This window comes from Mesorhizobium sp. A623 (genome assembly GCF_054489405.1).
Genome location: NZ_JBTMXB010000041.1, coordinates 1 through 16,387 on the forward strand (window position 1 = coordinate 1; position 16,387 = coordinate 16,387).

The 16,387-nt window shown below is 57.2% G+C and carries 18 protein-coding genes and 2 pseudogenes; 5 read left to right on the forward strand and 15 right to left on the reverse strand.

The window, feature by feature from the left end; all coding sequences use genetic code 11:
• A partial coding sequence (locus tag ACX3P1_RS24290; RefSeq protein WP_459082178.1) for a DUF1326 domain-containing protein occupies positions 1-107 on the reverse strand: 107 nt, incomplete at its 3' end.
• A 208-nt stretch (positions 108-315) separates the two neighbouring features.
• Between ACX3P1_RS24290 and ACX3P1_RS24295 the strand changes: the two genes are divergently transcribed.
• Positions 316-1,758 (forward strand): aminotransferase-like domain-containing protein, encoded by a 1,443-nt coding sequence (locus ACX3P1_RS24295; RefSeq protein WP_459082150.1) that lies wholly within the window; start codon positions 316-318, stop codon positions 1,756-1,758.
• Between the two features lie 185 nt (positions 1,759-1,943).
• Positions 1,944-2,081: pseudogene (locus tag ACX3P1_RS24300) on the forward strand (IS6 family transposase); the annotation flags it as partial.
• Between the two features lie 145 nt (positions 2,082-2,226).
• Here ACX3P1_RS24300 and ACX3P1_RS24305 read toward each other — a convergent pair.
• The 5 genes and pseudogenes from ACX3P1_RS24305 to ACX3P1_RS24325 form a co-directional block, all read right to left on the reverse strand.
• A complete protein-coding gene (locus ACX3P1_RS24305; RefSeq protein ID WP_459082151.1) occupies positions 2,227-2,775 on the reverse strand; it encodes a transposase in 549 nt (182 codons plus the stop codon).
• A 41-nt stretch (positions 2,776-2,816) separates the two neighbouring features.
• A complete protein-coding gene (locus ACX3P1_RS24310) occupies positions 2,817-3,521 on the reverse strand; it encodes an IS6 family transposase (protein ID WP_459082152.1) in 705 nt (234 codons plus the stop codon).
• A 36-nt stretch (positions 3,522-3,557) separates the two neighbouring features.
• Positions 3,558-3,854, reverse strand: coding sequence for a hypothetical protein (locus ACX3P1_RS24315; RefSeq protein WP_459082180.1), 297 nt, complete (start codon positions 3,852-3,854; stop codon positions 3,558-3,560).
• Positions 3,838-4,087: pseudogene (locus ACX3P1_RS24320) on the reverse strand (IS66 family transposase); the annotation flags it as partial. The gene ACX3P1_RS24315 and the pseudogene ACX3P1_RS24320, both read right to left, overlap by 17 nt.
• Before the next feature lie 122 nt (positions 4,088-4,209).
• Complete coding sequence (locus ACX3P1_RS24325; RefSeq protein WP_459082153.1) at positions 4,210-4,704, reverse strand: SH3 domain-containing protein; 495 nt, start codon at positions 4,702-4,704, stop codon at positions 4,210-4,212.
• A gap of 241 nt (positions 4,705-4,945) precedes the next feature.
• On the opposite strand from ACX3P1_RS24325, the gene ACX3P1_RS24330 reads away from it, so the two are divergent.
• Positions 4,946-5,389: a hypothetical protein gene (locus tag ACX3P1_RS24330; RefSeq protein ID WP_459082154.1), complete on the forward strand. Its 444-nt coding sequence runs from the start codon at positions 4,946-4,948 to the stop codon at positions 5,387-5,389.
• A 258-nt stretch (positions 5,390-5,647) separates the two neighbouring features.
• Entirely contained in the window at positions 5,648-6,034 is a 387-nt protein-coding gene (locus ACX3P1_RS24335; RefSeq protein ID WP_459082155.1) for a universal stress protein, read from the forward strand.
• A 218-nt stretch (positions 6,035-6,252) separates the two neighbouring features.
• On the opposite strand, the gene ACX3P1_RS24340 is transcribed toward ACX3P1_RS24335, so the two are convergent.
• On the reverse strand, positions 6,253-6,999 hold the full coding sequence (locus ACX3P1_RS24340; protein ID WP_459082156.1) for an arginyltransferase: 747 nt from the start codon (positions 6,997-6,999) through the stop codon (positions 6,253-6,255).
• 358 nt (positions 7,000-7,357) lie between these two features.
• On the opposite strand from ACX3P1_RS24340, the gene ACX3P1_RS24345 reads away from it, so the two are divergent.
• Positions 7,358-7,735, forward strand: coding sequence for a flagellar export protein FliJ (locus ACX3P1_RS24345; RefSeq protein ID WP_459082157.1), 378 nt, complete (start codon positions 7,358-7,360; stop codon positions 7,733-7,735).
• A 994-nt stretch (positions 7,736-8,729) separates the two neighbouring features.
• Here the strand turns inward: ACX3P1_RS24345 and ACX3P1_RS24350 are convergent.
• The 8 genes from ACX3P1_RS24350 to sdhC all read right to left on the reverse strand — a co-directional run bounded on the left by ACX3P1_RS24350 (position 8,730) and on the right by sdhC (position 16,288).
• A complete protein-coding gene (locus ACX3P1_RS24350) occupies positions 8,730-10,007 on the reverse strand; it encodes a beta-ketoacyl-ACP synthase (RefSeq protein WP_459082158.1) in 1,278 nt (425 codons plus the stop codon).
• A gap of 7 nt (positions 10,008-10,014) precedes the next feature.
• Positions 10,015-11,196 (reverse strand): beta-ketoacyl-ACP synthase, encoded by a 1,182-nt coding sequence (locus ACX3P1_RS24355; RefSeq protein ID WP_459082159.1) that lies wholly within the window; start codon positions 11,194-11,196, stop codon positions 10,015-10,017.
• 622 nt (positions 11,197-11,818) lie between these two features.
• Complete coding sequence (locus tag ACX3P1_RS24360) at positions 11,819-12,016, reverse strand: hypothetical protein (protein WP_459082160.1); 198 nt, start codon at positions 12,014-12,016, stop codon at positions 11,819-11,821.
• A gap of 77 nt (positions 12,017-12,093) precedes the next feature.
• Positions 12,094-12,852: a spermidine synthase gene (locus ACX3P1_RS24365; RefSeq protein WP_459082161.1), complete on the reverse strand. Its 759-nt coding sequence runs from the start codon at positions 12,850-12,852 to the stop codon at positions 12,094-12,096.
• A gap of 18 nt (positions 12,853-12,870) precedes the next feature.
• Positions 12,871-13,650, reverse strand: a complete 780-nt coding sequence (locus ACX3P1_RS24370; protein ID WP_459082162.1) for a succinate dehydrogenase iron-sulfur subunit — start codon at positions 13,648-13,650, stop codon at positions 12,871-12,873.
• Positions 13,651-13,692: 42 nt separating this feature from the next.
• Positions 13,693-15,486 (reverse strand): succinate dehydrogenase flavoprotein subunit, encoded by a 1,794-nt coding sequence (sdhA, locus tag ACX3P1_RS24375; protein WP_459082163.1) that lies wholly within the window; start codon positions 15,484-15,486, stop codon positions 13,693-13,695.
• 20 nt (positions 15,487-15,506) lie between these two features.
• Complete coding sequence (gene sdhD / locus ACX3P1_RS24380) at positions 15,507-15,890, reverse strand: succinate dehydrogenase, hydrophobic membrane anchor protein (protein WP_459082164.1); 384 nt, start codon at positions 15,888-15,890, stop codon at positions 15,507-15,509.
• Positions 15,887-16,288 (reverse strand): succinate dehydrogenase, cytochrome b556 subunit, encoded by a 402-nt coding sequence (gene sdhC / locus ACX3P1_RS24385; protein WP_459082165.1) that lies wholly within the window; start codon positions 16,286-16,288, stop codon positions 15,887-15,889. The genes sdhD and sdhC overlap by 4 nt, the downstream gene beginning before the upstream one ends.
• Positions 16,289-16,387 lie beyond the last annotated feature (99 nt).

Below are 16,387 nucleotides of genomic sequence, written 5' to 3' on the forward strand. Positions count from 1 at the left end.
GCCGTGCAATCACCCTCTGTCGGCGGGCTCAGGAACACGCACGGGCAGGCCGTCTCGCAGTTGCAGGTTTCGAAATAAGATCCGCTCAGCTTCCACTCGGTCATCATCGCCTCCACCGGTTCGAGTCGTCGTTTCTGGTTTCCATCTGGGATTCTTCTTCACCACCGCGTGCCGTCCGCCGCTTGGCGCGGGGCAGGTCCAGAGCAATGCGAATGCTTGACATGACCGGCACAGTGTCAAACACTCGCCCGGATTGGCAGAGACAATATGCCGGTCAAAATACGGAGCTGTACTGGTCATTCCGCCGGTACAGCTATGGAGGAGCGGATGCTCCCGCTGTTGGTTAGTCATGACGACGCCCGCCCGCTGGTAGAGCAGATCGTGGCAGGAATCCGGCGCCGAATAGATGAGCGTCAATTGCAACCGGGCTCGCGCCTCCCGTCGATCCGCCGCTTTGCCGAAGACCAGAGTGTCAGCCGCTTCACGGTGGTCGAAGCCTATGACCGGCTGGTCGCCATGGGCTACCTGCATTCACGACCGGGCGCGGGGTTCTTCACTACCGCGCGGCGGCGCGTCCATATCAGCCATCCCGAGGCCGACATCGATCGCCGCAACGAGGACCTGGTCTGGCTCATTCGCAGGTTGCTCGAGGCCGAGCCCGGCACTATGCTGGCCGGCGGACCATGGCTTCCCAATAGCTGGCTCGATGAGGCCGGCATTCGCCAGAGTCTCAGTATGCTGGCCCGCAATAATGGCGCCTATCTGGTCGAATACGGCAATCCGTTCGGCTATCTGCCGCTGCGCAAACAGCTCACGCTGATGCTTGGGGAGATCGGCATCAATGCCAGCGACACTCAGGTGGTTCTGACCCATGGTGTCAGTCAGGCGCTCGATCTCATCGTACGTCACTTGCTGTCTCCGGGCGATAGCGTGCTGGTCGACGATCCCGGCTACTACAATCTTTTCGGCAATCTTAGGCTCGCCAATGTCCAACTCGTCGGCGTGCCACGGCTCAGAGACGGTCCCGATATCGAGGCGCTAGAGCGACTCGCCACAGCGCACGGGCCAAAACTCTATTTCACTCAGTCGGTGATGCAGAACCCGACCGGCACCGACATGAGTCCCCATGTTGCCTACAAGGTGCTGCAGATCGCCGAACGCCACAACTTCCGGGTCGTCGAGGACGATATCTTCTGCGATCTGCAGACGCGCCCGACACCGCGGCTGGCGACGCTCGATCAGCTCGACCGCGTCATCTATGTGCGCAGTTTTTCCAAGACCATGTCGGGCAGCCTGCGCGTCGGGTTCATCGCCTGCGCTCTGCCGCTCGCCAACGACCTGGCCGACGTCAAGATGCTGACGAGCATCACAAGTTCGCAGTTCGCCGAACGGTTACTCTACCTGATGCTGGCCGACGGTCACTACCGCAAATATTTAGCGCGCGTGACCCAGCGCCTCGACGAGACGCGGTGCGACGCCGTGCGCGCCTTCGAGCGCATCGGCATGAAGCTCTTTTCCGAACCCACCGCCGGTATGTTCCTGTGGGCGCGCGTGCCCGGCGTGGCGGATTCGCTGGCGCTGGCCGAGCGTTCGCTTGCCGACAGCATCATGCTGGCGCCTGGAAACGTATTCAGGCCGCACCTGGAACCTTCGCCCTGGATGCGCTTCAACGTCACCGCCTGTACTGAGCCGCGGCTTCTCGCCTGGCTCGAAAACGCGGTACATGCAGCCCGCGGCTGCAAGGTGGCAGCTCTGTAAGATAGTGTATCGCCGAGGAAGGATGGCGGCTATGAAGCTCGAACGCGCCGTTCATCAGTGCGCGGCAGACGAAAGCAAGGGGTCAGTCCGAGATTTCGGTCCCAGAGAGTGGAATGGGTTGTGTTGCAAGGTTTTGAATACGGGCACTGTGGCAAGGAGAGCCTCTGACATTATCGGAGGATTGAATGTTCAAGGGCCGCCAGTTCGACCAATCGGTGATCCTGCTTTGCGTGCGCTGGTACCTGGCCTACAGTCTGAGCCTGCGTGATCTGGAAGAGATGATGGCCGAGCGGGGCATGGCTGTCGACCACACGACCATTCACGACCTGTGAAATTATTAGGTTTTCTACCGGATAGTGTTCAAAGCTAGCATCGCTCCAGGGATGTGAGAGCAAACCGATGACTACGATGTGCAAGGGGCCTTCGGGGACCAATTTCTGCGGTTAGTCGTGCTTGCAGGCTTGGTCTTCAGGCGGTGGCCGCTATAATTCGTGGCTTCCAGCGCAGGCGGATCCATTGCCGGATGTTGTAGGCCAGCAGAGCCCACAGGGCTTCCGTTCCTGCCTTTGCCAACCCGCGTACACGAAAGCGCCGCAGGCCAAGCTTGTCTTTCAGCCACGCATTGACGAACTCTGCGACACGCCCACGTTCGCGGATTAACGCTTTTGTCTCTGGCGAATTTTTCCGAGAGCGGAACGCACTCACTACAGGGTCCTCGTGTGTAACGACAATCGATCGCCCATAGCGCTGGTTGCCTGAGCAACATTGGCGGCGACTGGGGCATGGCCGACAATCGGTCGGGCTGGCCAGATAACGCACCATCTTTCTTCCAGGTCGCACATGGCCATAGCGAGCGGTGAGTATCTTGCCTTCCGGACAAACGTAGCTGTTAGACGCCGTATCATACTGGAACTTGTCGGGCAGGAAAGCGTCCGTTACCCCAACACGCGCAAACCGTTGCTTGGCGCGGCCATCAGTTTCAGTCCATGGCCCAACAAGTTCAATGGGTGTTGTCACGTTATCTGAAAATGATCGCGCCGATCCCGGTGGTACTCAATTCACGCGAGTTTCCCAACTGCGGCGTTCCATTCCGCCATCGCTTGCAGGCGATGAATGTAGATGGCGAGAGCAGAGCGTTTTGAGTGGGGCGGGACGAACAGATTGCGAAGAGCCGAGAAGATCGAGATGAAGCGTTGGAGGCTTCCTGGTGATCGGAAGCCCTGCATTGTTCTTTCGCGTTTTCGCAGCGGCAGATGCGAATTCTCAGCTCGATTGTTGAGCCTCTTGTGCGACCGGTGCTCTACCCCCGGCATCACTTGTCGCCTGGCTGCCCCATAGGATCGCAATTTGTCTGTGATCATGCGCTTTGGCGCGACACCTTGTTTCTTCAACAGGCGCATCAGCAATCGCTTAGCAGCCTTGGTGTTGCGGCGGTTCTGGACGAACTCGTCAAGGACATATCCATCCTGATCGACGGCCCGCCAAAGCCAATGTTTCTTGCCTGCGATGCTGATGACGACTTCATCCAGATGCCAGGTATCGTTCTGGTCTGGGCGCTTCCTTCGGAACCGACGGGCATAGTCCGGGCCGAATTTCAGTCCCCATCGGCGGATTGTCTCATAGGAAACGACAATGCCGCGCTCCAGCAGCATTTCCTCGACCAAGCGCAGGCTGAGCGGAAAGCGAAAGTAGAGCCACACCGCATGGGCGATGATCTGGTGCGGAAAACGGTGGCGCTTGTAGCAGATGGGCGAGGTGTTCATGCGTGTGCGTCTATCGCAGCGGGTCCGAACAAGCCGTTACCGTGACAACACCCTTTCGATGCAGCCCAGCAGCGCAAACGACAGGGCGTTGGGAAGCACGTCGATGACCTTCGCGTAAGACATCACCGGCAGATGGGGCATCGGAATTGACTGGGGGATGCCGCCGAACCGCGTTCCGATCGTCTCGATCGGAAGTCCGAGCAGTGCCGCGCCGATCGCCGTAACGGCGACGGCTATGATGAAGGAGGGCCAGTGCGGACGGTATTTCCGGATCACCGCGATGATACCGATAACGATGGCCGCGACCAGAACCGCATGTGCGGCCACCACCATCAGAGCCGGCGAACAACGCGTTCTTTCTTGTGATGGTCTGGGTCGGATGGCGCCTCGACGATATTGGAGTCGATTTCGATACGCCCATCGGCGAGGAAGCGATCGAGAACCGCCCGTCGGCTGGTGGCGTAGCGGATGGTCTCGGCCAGTCTGGATTTTCCCGACAGGCGCGGCAGTTCCCTATCCCAGCGAGTGAACATCTCGGCCACGATCGGTACCGATTGGTCTTGCCGGGTAACCGGCGTGACGCAGCGACCGAGACCCTCCTCAAGGAGGTCGCTGTATCTTCTGCGGTCTTGGCTGGGTCTGCGGAGTTCGCAGTCCGCTATTCGATTTCCGAAGAAACGATTACCGGTCACAGCACTTCGCCGGGATAGGCACCCCACAAGCGTGTCTGTTTGACGAAGCCAGCCATTGTATCGACTGCGACCCTGCACCATTGCCCGTCGCAGCGAACCAGTTCGATAGGAATTTCAGGTTCGAGCCAGGCAGTGACCGGGCTTTCGGCTGTGGGTTTTTTGCGCAGCGCGATATTGTTCCTGTCCCAAGGGGCTGTAACTGCTGTCCTGCGCCCGGACAGGAGCGGACCATATATCCATCCACTGGTTCCTTCCCAATCCCGCACGTGACGCCAATTGCCATATTCCTGGTAGATCTCGAGCGGTATGCCCGGACGAACGAAGGTCCATTCGATATCGTATTGAACACCTGGCCCGATACGAAGATTGGCGGGCGAACCTTTCAACGAGACAAAACGGGGAATAGGAAGGGCACTGGCCTCGGCTCTGAGGCCGGTTGGCGCAGCGAAAAGTAGTGCGGTGATGAAGCCACAATAAAAGATGGCGCGCATGCGGAATCCGGCATGGCTGACACCCTGGCGGGTTGACGAAAGCTCAGGGGTTTGCGTCGGATCTGAGCAGCTCACAGGGAATTCATTCTCGATTCCTAAAGAGATCGACGATTATGGTCGACCGAATATGGCTCAGTGCTCACATAGCGGTATGAAGATTGACGGAGTGTAAGCATGAGATTTTTTCTATTGCAGGCATCCACCCGCGTCAGAACGTGTTTGGCCGCGATGGACACGCAGGATGGCGCGGCGTGGTCCACCACGTGTAGGCGCAGAGCAGGTGATCTACCAGCGACAGGAAACCGTTCTGGTTCTGATCGCGATGCTGTTGGCCTTGGGGACCTTTCTCCAGCCCGTTCAAGCGGAAAGCCGGATGTGGGTCGCGGCCGATAATGCGAAGCGGCGCAGTTGCCCGTCGATGGAATGCGGCATTATCGGTAGGTTATTCTTCCGCGAGACGGTCGTTGTCTATGAGACGAGCAAAGGATGGTCACGGGTGTCAGGCTATTCAAACGCCGGCTGCTATGAAGAACAGTCATCCTTCGTTCAAGCAGGGCGCAACGACTGCAGCGAGGAGAATGGCATTTCGGACGGCGAGTTTGCCATTTGGGTGAAGTCGGATTCCCTCGCCGATCAAAAGCCGGGACGCTCTCCAGAGGTTCAGGGATCGGACGAGACAATTTGATCCCTGGCGTTAGGAATGCCTTAAGCAATTCGTAACGGTGGCTGCCTAGTTTCGTACCCTCGCTGCCGGCTCGTTCGGCTTCAGTTCATCAAGAGCGGCGACGGGCGGGCGGGTGTATCAGTCATTGAAGAAGTTTGCCGGGCTGCCGGCGTCATTGTCGAAAGCCGTCTTGGGGCTTCTGGTCACGACCATGTTGTGCGTCGGGGCCGCTTCGACGGTAGGCCGCTTCTAGTCGTTCCATCGGGTTCCAAGCCGACTTTGAAGCCGAAGGTCGTCCTGCTGGCGTGGGATTCGCGCATTGAGGCCGCGCGCGCCGCACGCGAAGCGATCGATCTCATGTCGGCCGCAGACAGCGTGCACGTGACGCTCGTCGATCCTCAATCCACCTACAGCGGCAATGGCCCTGAACCAGGCGCGGACATCGCCGCTTATTTGGCCCGCCACGGTTGCAAGGTCACGGTCGATCGCTTGCCGAGTTTCGGCTACACCGTCGCCGAAGTCCTTCGTCAACATGCCGTCGACATATCAGCCGATTTGGTCGTGATGGGAGCATACAGGCACTCGAGGCTCCGGGAACGGATATTCGGTGGCGTGACCAAGTCGATGATCGACGAAGCGGCGCTGCCGATCCTGATGGCTCGTTGACACCCCGTCGTCGGGTATGGCGACCTCAAGGCGAACGGCTTGTCCAGCCTAGCGCTGGCAGGAGGCCTGAGAAGCCGGCCTATTCGTTCGTGCCAGAAAGGCGTAAGTCTGTCGCTACTTGACTCCGATTAAGGAAAAACCGCTCTAGCGCTATCGAACACATGCAATCGAATCCGTAGCTGGAATCCAGTTCGCATTGAATGACACTGACGTTTGGATCAGGCGCGTCGTTCCCAACCGTTGATGCCTAGATGCTCCTGGGGGGTGAAGCGGATCTTGTATTGCATCTTGCAGGAGCCTTCGACCCAATACCCGAGATAGACATAGGGCAGCCTCAAAGCTTGCGCCCGATTGATGTGATCAAGGATCATGAGCGTTCCGAGCGACGTGCCTCTGTCATCGGGGTCGTAGAAGGAATAGACCATCGACAGACCGTCAGCCATGATGTCGGTCAGCGCGGCAGCGACGAGCACACCGTCGCTGGCATTGTCCGTCAGCGGGCCCGGTCTGCGGCGTCGGTATTCAATTACCTGTGTATTAACATGCGTATCTTCGATCATCTTCGCATATTCGAGGATGTCCATTTCGGACATTCCACCTGCACGATGCCGCGCATCCACATAACGTCGGAAGAGGGTAAATTGCTCGGTTGATGCCTGAGCCTTATGGGTAAAACTGATCAGGTTCCTGTTGCGTAGCCAAACCCGTTGCATAGAGCGGGTCTTATTGAATTCCTTGACAAGGATCCGCACCGATATGCAGGCGTGACAGGTCTCGCAAGCCGGTCGATAGGCAATGTTCTGCGATCGCCGGAACCCGGTTTGTGACAAGTGATTATTCAGTTCGGCTGCTTTCCCGTCGACAAGATGCGTGAAAATCTTTCGCTCGAATTGGCTTTCCAGATACGGGCAGAGCGTCGGGGCGGTCAAATAGAACTGTGGCGAAGATTGTGGGCGGTGTGTCATTCGTCTTCTTCCATGTGCTGGGCAGCCGCTGCTAGCGTGGCCCTGCGATAGGAAAGGTCAACCGCTGAGGAGATTGACTTTGGCTAGCCTGACCATGTCAAGTGGAGAATTTCGCGGGGAAGGGGCTTAGGCCCCGTGCCTTACCTCGTGCGTTTGACTAGGTCACGTTTATTGTCCTATTCCGCCTTTTTACCGCACCTTAAGTTCTCGCGCGCATGCTATCAATGCGGCTATCGCCAAGGATTTCGAAAATGTATTTCTGCCGTGCCGGAATCCGTAAGAGTTGTTGAAGGTCGAGCTTGACAGGCTGAACGAAGCAGTTTGATGGAAGCGAGTGTGAGTACCGGAGTACCGAGACATGAGACCACGTGGCAATCTTGTCGGACTGAGGCAGTTTCAGGTGAATGAAAAGCGGCGGCAGCGTCTGCAGCTCGACATGATGATTGCCGACTTCGAACGAATGGTGCGAGAACTGGACTACCAGATCGATGCAGAGGAAAAAAAGGTCGGCATCTCTGACATCAACCATTTTGCCTATCCAACCTTTGCCAAGGCTGTTCGTCTGCGTCGCGACAACCTCAAGAATTCGCAATCGGACCTTCAGCGGCAGAGAACCGCAGCCGAGCCGTCCCTGAGCGAGGCTGAAGCAGAGCTCTCCAAGGCGCAAATGCTGGAATCGCGCAGCGGCAGAGGCCACAATATCGAGCCCGGTAACCGCAGCGCCATAACCGACTGAGCCGGACGGCTTTAGCGCGCACCTCAATTGGTAACTCCCGATCGGCCTTTGACGCGAGAGGAGTCGTCCTACCGTAACTTAATCAGCGTCTCGACAGTTTTGGCCAGGCTGTCCCGCTCTTTCGTCCGGATACTGAGTTCACGAAATTTGATTTTTTTATCTGGAAGAAATTTAGGGCCGACGAGCCGGACGTTACGTTGTGCACTCTGTTCAAGAGGGTCGCCGACGGCAGCTTTGGGTTGTAGGGATATTGTTTCCGGTCTGGATGAAGGGGCGGGAATGATCGCATTTGTCAGGTTTTGAGGCGTGACGGTTCGAGCTCTAAGCTCGTTGACGCGGGCAAAATAGCGAGGCCAGTCGCATGCCTGGCCGCGCCTATTCGGTAGCTTCCGGCGCCCTCATCTCAACGGCAGGAACCCGACGCCAGTCGAGCCCGGCAAATAGCGCCTCAAACTGCGCGTGGCCCAATGTCATCAAGCCATTCTTGATGCCGGGCCAGGTGAACGTGTGTTCATTGAGCCAGATTACGGCCCTCTGCGCTCTTGCCGGCACTTGTCGCCCCCTTTGCAAGGGAGGTTCCAAAGCCGGTGCAGCCCTTGATACTTCCAAGGGGTTTTCGCTGCGTTTTGACCGGCATGTCGCTCAATTCTGTTATAGCGACGAGCGGCGACGAAAGCGGCAAGGATAACCTCTGCTGCGATTCTGTGGCTTCTCTATTGTCAGGCACGGATCGCGTTTTCTATTTTCTATATATATGATGCTATAATGGAGATAACGCCGCATGCCAATGCGAACAAAACAGCAGCAATAACGGTTGGACCTATAGACACGTAGAGAGTAACGCCCACACCCATCGTAAGCACTGCGGAAACGGTGCTTCTAAACAATATTCTCGAAATAGGTTCGCGATCTGTATCTGGTTTAGGCATGGCGGTGTAAAATCTCATCGAGCGATTTTGCGAGGGCGAACTCGCCAACAACTTTATTCTAACGGCTAAGCCGGCTCCCCCGCAATGACGAGACATGAGTTCTGTCCGCCGAAGCCGAAGGAATTTGAAAGTACCGATGTGACCTTCGAAGGGCGAGCAACATTTGATACAACGTCAAGCCCGATTGCAGGATCAGGCACATCATAATTGATCGTCGGCGGGATGATCCCATTTTGAATGGTCATCAAGGAAAATACAGCCTCGATCGCTCCAGCGGCCGTCAGCGCATGGCCAATCATCGATTTGTTTGAAGAAACAGGAAGCAAGGAAAGGCGATCTCCAAAAACAGAAGATAGCGCGAGATACTCCATCTTGTCATTTTCCGGAGTCGAAGTGCCGTGCGCATTGACATAGTCGACGTCGACTTCCCGCAAATCGGCATCTTTCAACGCGGTGCGGACTGCTTCCACGGCCGAAGAGCCATCAGGCTTCAAGCGAGTTCGATGGAAATCGTCGGCCTTCTCGCCGGCTCCTCGCAGGAACCCAAGAACGGGAGCCCCTCTGGCGATGGCAGCTTCCAACGATTCCATCACAAGGGCACCAGCCCCTTCTGCCATGACGAAGCCATCGCGGTCTTTGGAAAAAGGCTTCGCGGCTTTGTGCGCTGGATCATTTTGGGTCGAGAGAGCGGAAAGCAGCGAAAACCGGATCAAAGCTTCAGCAGTGACGGAGCCATCAGTACCAATCGATAGAACGCGGTCGCACTCCCTGCGCCGAATGGCCTCCGCACCAAGCTGGATGGCGGTTGCGCCAGAAGCACATGCGGTGGAGAGTGTAACCGGAAGGCCGCGCGTTCCAAACGTATCTGCGATCTCGGCCGCAATGTAGCCAAACTCGACGGTTTGGAACATGTGGATTTGTGGCGCTCGGCGGCACGCAGCGAGCAAGGTTGCGTACCCCGGAGCTCCTTCCGACCTCGCGGTAGCGTCGAGCGTGAATCGGTCCCTCCATTCGAGTTCCACCGGCGGAGCGGCGAGGAAAAGTTGTCCCCCGAAATCACCGGTAGGAACCTTGGCATGTGAGATCGCTTCCGCAGCGGCCAATATCGCTAATTTTCGCGATAGCGCAGTTGGGCCTCTGGTACTTTCTTTAAGAAAATCTACTGTGCCGGCGATCTGCGTCCTTAAATTATCGACAGGAAATCGACTGATCGCGTGAATACCTGAAGTGCCCGAAACGAGCGCTGACCAATTCTGCTCTTTACCGACCCCGAGCGATGAGACAACACCGAGTCCGGTGATGGCAACCAACGGTCGGCCGAGATGATCTTCATATTTTGACATTCAATCGTCAGGCCCTAATGAGGCGTGCAATACCTTCGGCCCGCGTTGCTCCGATGGAAATTGCCAAAGCCGACTCCATTCCGCTCGGCGCAGGCTTCTCGCTTAGTGCGTCTATCGGCGGGATTGCGGCTCCTTTGGATACGCATAAGGCGGCCAGGGCAACAGCAAGCAGAAACTGCGCCTCACGCAGATGGCCGAACTTGCCCGCAATGCCACGAACAGGAGCAGCCATCATGTCGAGAGCCGCTTTCTCCGCAGCGGTGACATCTTTGGCGCCACTCGCCCCTGTAATGACCAGGTCAGTAGCTCTGTCGACGGCTGCGGCGGCAACCAATGTTGCAACAGTATCGCGCAACTGCTTCTGTTTACGGCATACCTGTGTGCTAAACACGCTATCAATGACGGCATAAACACGCGCACCACGCTGTGCTGCGTGCTGCTCATTTTCGAGCACGAGGAACGCGCCGCCGGAACCGGTAACGAGTCCGCCGCCTTCCGAGCCTTCTCGTTGCCAAAGAGGGCTCCAGCCGTCAAGTTTAAGCATGCGATTGAGTTCATAGCTTAGTAGCATGGCTGGATGCTGAGCATTGTAGGAGCCGCCGACGAGCACGTGCGTGCTTTGACCGGCTCGGATGCGGGCAGAAGCCGTCTCGATAGCCGAAATGCCGGCGCCTTCCTCACCCATGAATGTGCGTGAGGATCCCGTCACATTGTGGACGATGGAGATGTTTCCAGCGAGCAGATTGGAAAGCTGTGCCAGAAACAGGGTGGGGCGGAGCTCGGTGGAAAGCTTTTCATTCAGCAGAATCTCATGATCTTGCCGCACGCGCGCTTCGGCCAAGATTTGCGTATCGACCAAAACATCTCGTTCGCCCCCTCCCGCGGCCACGATGAGATCCATTTTCGCACACAGACCGGAATCGTTCTTGATGCCGGCGTCATGGAGTGCCAGCCCGGCGGCATATGTCCCGATGCGTTGCCAGTTCTCCATTTGACGCTGATCGCTGCGCTTCGGGATCTGAACGCTCCAGTCTACCTCGCATAAGGGATGAACGGTGTAAGGCCGGAAAGAGACCGTATCGACATAAGGTCCGGCGTCCGCGTTGAGTGCGTCCCAGTGGGCATCGACGCCTTCTCCTAACGACGAGAGCAGGCCGATTCCGGTAATCGCAACTCCATTGGTGTGCATTATATGTCAGCCTGTCCAAAGACCCTAAGTGAAAAATAAATGAATCCGTTGGCGTCCTGTTTGGTTGAAGCCCCGCGGCCAATTGTGTTCGATTCAAGACTGGATATCATCTGCAACTAAGTTGACCGGCCAAGCTAGCGGCATTCGGGTTCAGCCTCCTGTCTTTGCACCGACAGTGCGTTCAGAAGTTGAGCGAGCTCCTCGGCGTCTCGTCTGTTCAGGCCAATGATTGTACGGCTTCCCATTTCGGCGGGCCGTTGGGTGACGGTATCGAGGACGGCCCAAGTACCGGTTGGCCCACAATCCAATTTGTAGCGTTGAGTCATTCAACCCTTTTAATGGCTGACGTTCCCGATGCCAAGGACATATTGTAGCCCGCCACTGGATACTCATGTTTTAGGCATCACTGCTCGCGACGAATATATGATTTCTCATGCGGGGGATGGCAAGCATCGCTGCTTGCGAAATGGGTGTAGACGGCCTTGACCAGGTGAGCTTACTAGCTGGACGCGGCAGACTAAGTATGAAAGACGAGCACCAAAATCGTTGCGATGGCTGCCGCTATAGCAGCGAGGTAGGCCGCCTGGCCAAGATATCAGCGCCAACCTCGTCGTTTGTAGATTCATTTTTCTGCATTCGCCAATCTTAGTGTCCGCAGGCGAGCCGTCTTGGCGTCGCGTTCTGCTTTCTCCGCATCGATCATGGATCGCAGCCGGTTGTTCGTGCCGTTTTTCCCTGCAGGCGGGTGCTTGGGCAGGTTGAACAGATTGTCCTTGTTTATCCTGCTCGGATACAGCGTTCGCTTCGATTTACCGGCCATGAAAGATTCCTTCATGCAATTGCCCGCGAAATTCTATCGCGACCGAAATGCGACCTCTCGCGGTGATAATGCAGAGGCTATTTTTGCATCTCGGTCGATCGATGATGAAGGTGCCAAGGTCGGAATGCCAGCCGAGCAAGGTCCCAGGCGATCTCGCCTGCTGACACCTCAGGCGGCATCAACAAACGCGGCGGCACCAGATTGCTAACTTTGCCCGCCATAACGATGGCGTTCCGATCCGGCACACCTCGAATGTCAAGCAGCCTGACGTCTCTCCAGACGGTATTAAGCTTGGCGGCAAAGCGGTCGGGCAGCTGATCCAAATCATGGCGGACATGAACGTTTGCGATCAAACAGCCGGTCGAAGTTTTGAGATGGCTCCGTGCTAATCTGAAAAACGTTTCGGTCTTTAGATGCTCGGGAATCCGCCTTCCTACATAGGCATCGAGAACGATCGCGTCGTAGCGTTGACGTTCCGCTCGAAAAAATTCCTCTCCGTCGGCGACACAGCAATCGACGTGACGGGGCAGTCCAAAATAGCGGCGCGCGATCTGAAAGGCCTTTGGATTGACGTCGACGATCGTGACCCGCACCCCAACGCGATCGAGCATGGTGGCCAAGCAGCCGCCGCCGCCGCCGATCATCAATACGTCGGCGGTCTGCTTTTGCGCCAGAAGTCCGAAAATCGCATGGATGTAAGGGACGACACTCACACCGTTTTGGTCGCACTCACTTTGAAGGCAACCACCCTGCCGGTAGATAAAGGACCCGGTATCCTTTGCCTGCAGGATATCGATCCTGCCGAAATCGGAATGGTACTTGGCAATCTTGATCATGGGAACCGTTCGTGTGTCTTAGATTTGCCGCTCCACCATCATCATCTTGACCTTGGCAATGGCTTTTGCAGGGTTCAGCCCTTTGGGACATGTCTGGGTGCAGTTCATGATGGTGTGGCAGCGGTAAAGCCGAAACGGATCTTCGAGATTATCCAGGCGTTCACCTGTTCCCTCGTCGCGGCTGTCGACAAGCCATCGATAGGCTTGGAGCAATGCCGCGGGTCCAAGATATCGCTCGCCATTCCACCAGTAGCTCGGGCACGAGGTGGAGCAGCAAGCGCACAAGATGCATTCATAAAGTCCGTCGAGTTCTTCGCGATCCTCATGGCTTTGTTTCCATTCGCCTTGAGGCTCCGGCGTCTCCGTCTGCAGCCAGGGCTTGATGGATGCATACTGCGCATAGAAATGGGTCAGGTCCGGAACCAAATCCTTGATCACCGCCATATGGGGCAGCGGATAGATTTTCACATCGCCAGCGACGTCATCGATACTCTTTGTGCAGGCAAGCGTATTCGTTCCATCGATGTTCATGGCGCAGGACCCACAGACACCTTCGCGACATGATCGACGGAAGGTCAGGGTTTGATCCATCTCCTCCTTGATCTTGATCAACCCGTCGAGAACCATCGGGCCGCATTTGGCAAGATCGACCTCATAAGTGTCGATCCGCGGGTTTTTGCCGTCATCCGGATTCCAGCGGTAGATGCGGAACCGTTTCAGCCTGGTGGCGCCTGATTCATCCTTGAAAACTCGGCCAGCGCCGATGATGGAATTCTTTGGCAAAGTCAGTTGGACCATCGTCGGTTCCTTTGGAAATCTGCGGCGGCGCTTGCGGGGTTCTCAGTACACGCGCGCCTTGGGTTCGATATAATCGATGTCGCGCGTGAGAGTGTAGGCATGAACCGGACGATAGCTCAGGGTGACGTGGCCCTTTTCATCTGTTCTGGCCAGCGTATGGACCATCCAGTTCTTGTCGTCACGCTCAGGATAGTCTTCCCGAGCGTGAGCCCCTCTGCTTTCGGTCCGAGCGATTGCGGAATCAACCAGCGTGGTGGCTTGGAGCAGAAGGTTTTCCAGCTCAAGGGTTTCAACCAGATCGGAATTCCAGATCATGGATCGATCGGAAACACGCAGGTCAGCGAGCCCGTCCCACACTTCTTGCAGCTTTTCTCGACCTTCCTTGAGGATGTCGGCGGTGCGAAACACTGTTGCATAACTCTGCATGGTCTTTTGCATCTTTGCCCTGAGGCGCGGTGTCGGGGTGCCGCCATCGGCGAAGCGCAATCTATCGAATCGATCCAGCGTGGCTTCACCGGCATTGGCGGGAAGCGTCGGCTGTGAGGCGCCGGCGACAAGGGTTTCGGCACAGCGCAAGGCTGCAGCTCGACCAAAAACCACAATGTCAAGCAGCGAATTGCACCCAAGCCGGTTGGCGCCGTGCACTGATACGCACGCCGCTTCGCCGATCGCCATGAGGCCTGGGACAATGCAGTCGGGATCACCCCCTGCCGCGCCGATCGCTTCGCCGTGATAGTTTGCGGGGATTCCGCCCATGCAATAATGCGCAGTCGGCAACACGGGTATGGGTTCCCGCGTGACGTCTACGCCGGAGAAAATGCGCGCCGACTCCGAGATGCCCGGCAGGCGCTCGTGCAAAATGGCAGGATCGAGATGATCGAGGTGAAGGTAAATGTGATCCCTGTTCGGCCCTACCCCGCGTCCTTCACGAATTTCGACGGTCATGGCGCGCGAGACGACGTCACGAGAGGCCAGATCGCGAGCGGAGGGCGCATAGCGCTCCATAAATCGCTCGCCTTCCGAATTGACCAGATAGCCTCCCTCGCCGCGCGCGCCCTCCGTGATGAGGCAGCCTGCCCCGTAGATGCCCGTCGGGTGAAATTGCATGAACTCCATGTCCTGTAACGGCAAACCCGCGCGCAAAGCCATCCCGCCGCCGTCGCCGGTGCACGTGTGAGCGGAAGTGCAGGAATAGTAGATCTTGCCATAGCCGCCCGTCGCCAGGATCACCGTTTGCGCGCGAAATCTATGCAGTGATCCGTCATCCAGGCACCACGCGATAACGCCGCGACACTGCCCGTCGACCATGATGAGATCGAGCACGAAATACTCAACGAAGAACTGGGCCCCGAAACGTAAAGCCTGGCCGTAAAGCGTGTGGATCAGGGCATGGCCGGTTCGGTCCGCCGCCGCACAGGCACGCGGAACGGGAGTCTGGCCGAAATTGCTCATATGCCCGCCAAACGGGCGTTGATAGATTTTCCCTTCCTGGGTGCGCGAGAAAGGCATGCCTGCGTGCTCTAGCTCCATAACGGTCGGCACCGCCTGCCGGCACATATATTCGATGGCATCCTGGTCCCCCAGCCAGTCCGACCCCTTCACGGTGTCGTACATGTGCCATTGCCAATTATCTTCGGCGAGATTGCCAAGGCTTGCCGCAATGCCGCCCTGTGCTGCGACCGTGTGGCTTCGTGTTGGAAACACTTTGGTGATGCATGCTGTCTTGAGGCCGGCGGCGACACAACCTTGGGTGGCGCGCAAGCCCGCTCCGCCCGCGCCCACGATAACGACGTCGAAAGTGTGATCGGTGAATTGGTATGCGTTGGTTCTTTTCATAAGATGCTCACTTGCGTCCGCTAATTGCCGAAACCGACTTTTAGCACGGCATACAGGCACGTGACGGCGACGGCGGCCGAAAAGGCGATGTTGAGAGCCAGCGCGGCTATCTTCACGGCGCGGTTGTGCACGTAGTCTTCGATAATCGTTTGCATGCCAATGCACATGTGCCAGAGCCCCGACAGGACGAGCAGCAACAAGCCGATCGCCACTGCGGGATAGGCGACCGCGCTGCGGGCGGTCGGGTAGTCGGCCCGAACGAGCACTACCAGAAGGCCGATCAGAAACACTGAGAGCGGCACGTTCGCGAAGGCCGTGACACGTTGAATCCAGAAGTGCTTGGTGCCAGCATGTGCGGACCCCAGTCTGCGGACCCGCTTCAGAGGCGTCAGCATGTCAGTCATAGGGCCACCGCTCCCACCGCCAGCCACAGCGCCGTGGTCAGCAAAAGCGAGCCGACGACTGTGGCATAGGCCGTCGTCGTTGCCGATCGGGCGTCCAAGCCGCGTCCGGCATCCCAGAGCAAATGCCGAAGGCCGCCCAACAGATGATGGATGAGCGCCCAAGTGTAACCGAGCAGGAGGGTTTTTCCGAAAAACGAACCGGCAAAAGCCTGAAATGCAGCATAGGGCGCGGCGCCCGAAGCCAAGGCTACCAGCCACCATGCCAGCAACAGCGTTCCTGCATAGAGTGCGGCGCCGGTTATCCGATGCAGGATGGACATCAGCATGGTTATCGAAAGCCGATAAATCTGCAGATGAGGCGAAACAGGCCTCGACCGCATCAGAAAAGCTGGCTTCATAACCTACCCCTCCACAGTCCGCTCGTCCGGCACGACGCATCAAGCCTCATCACCAGGACGAAGCCTCTTCGATAACGAGTTCGCCATCAATAAAGATAT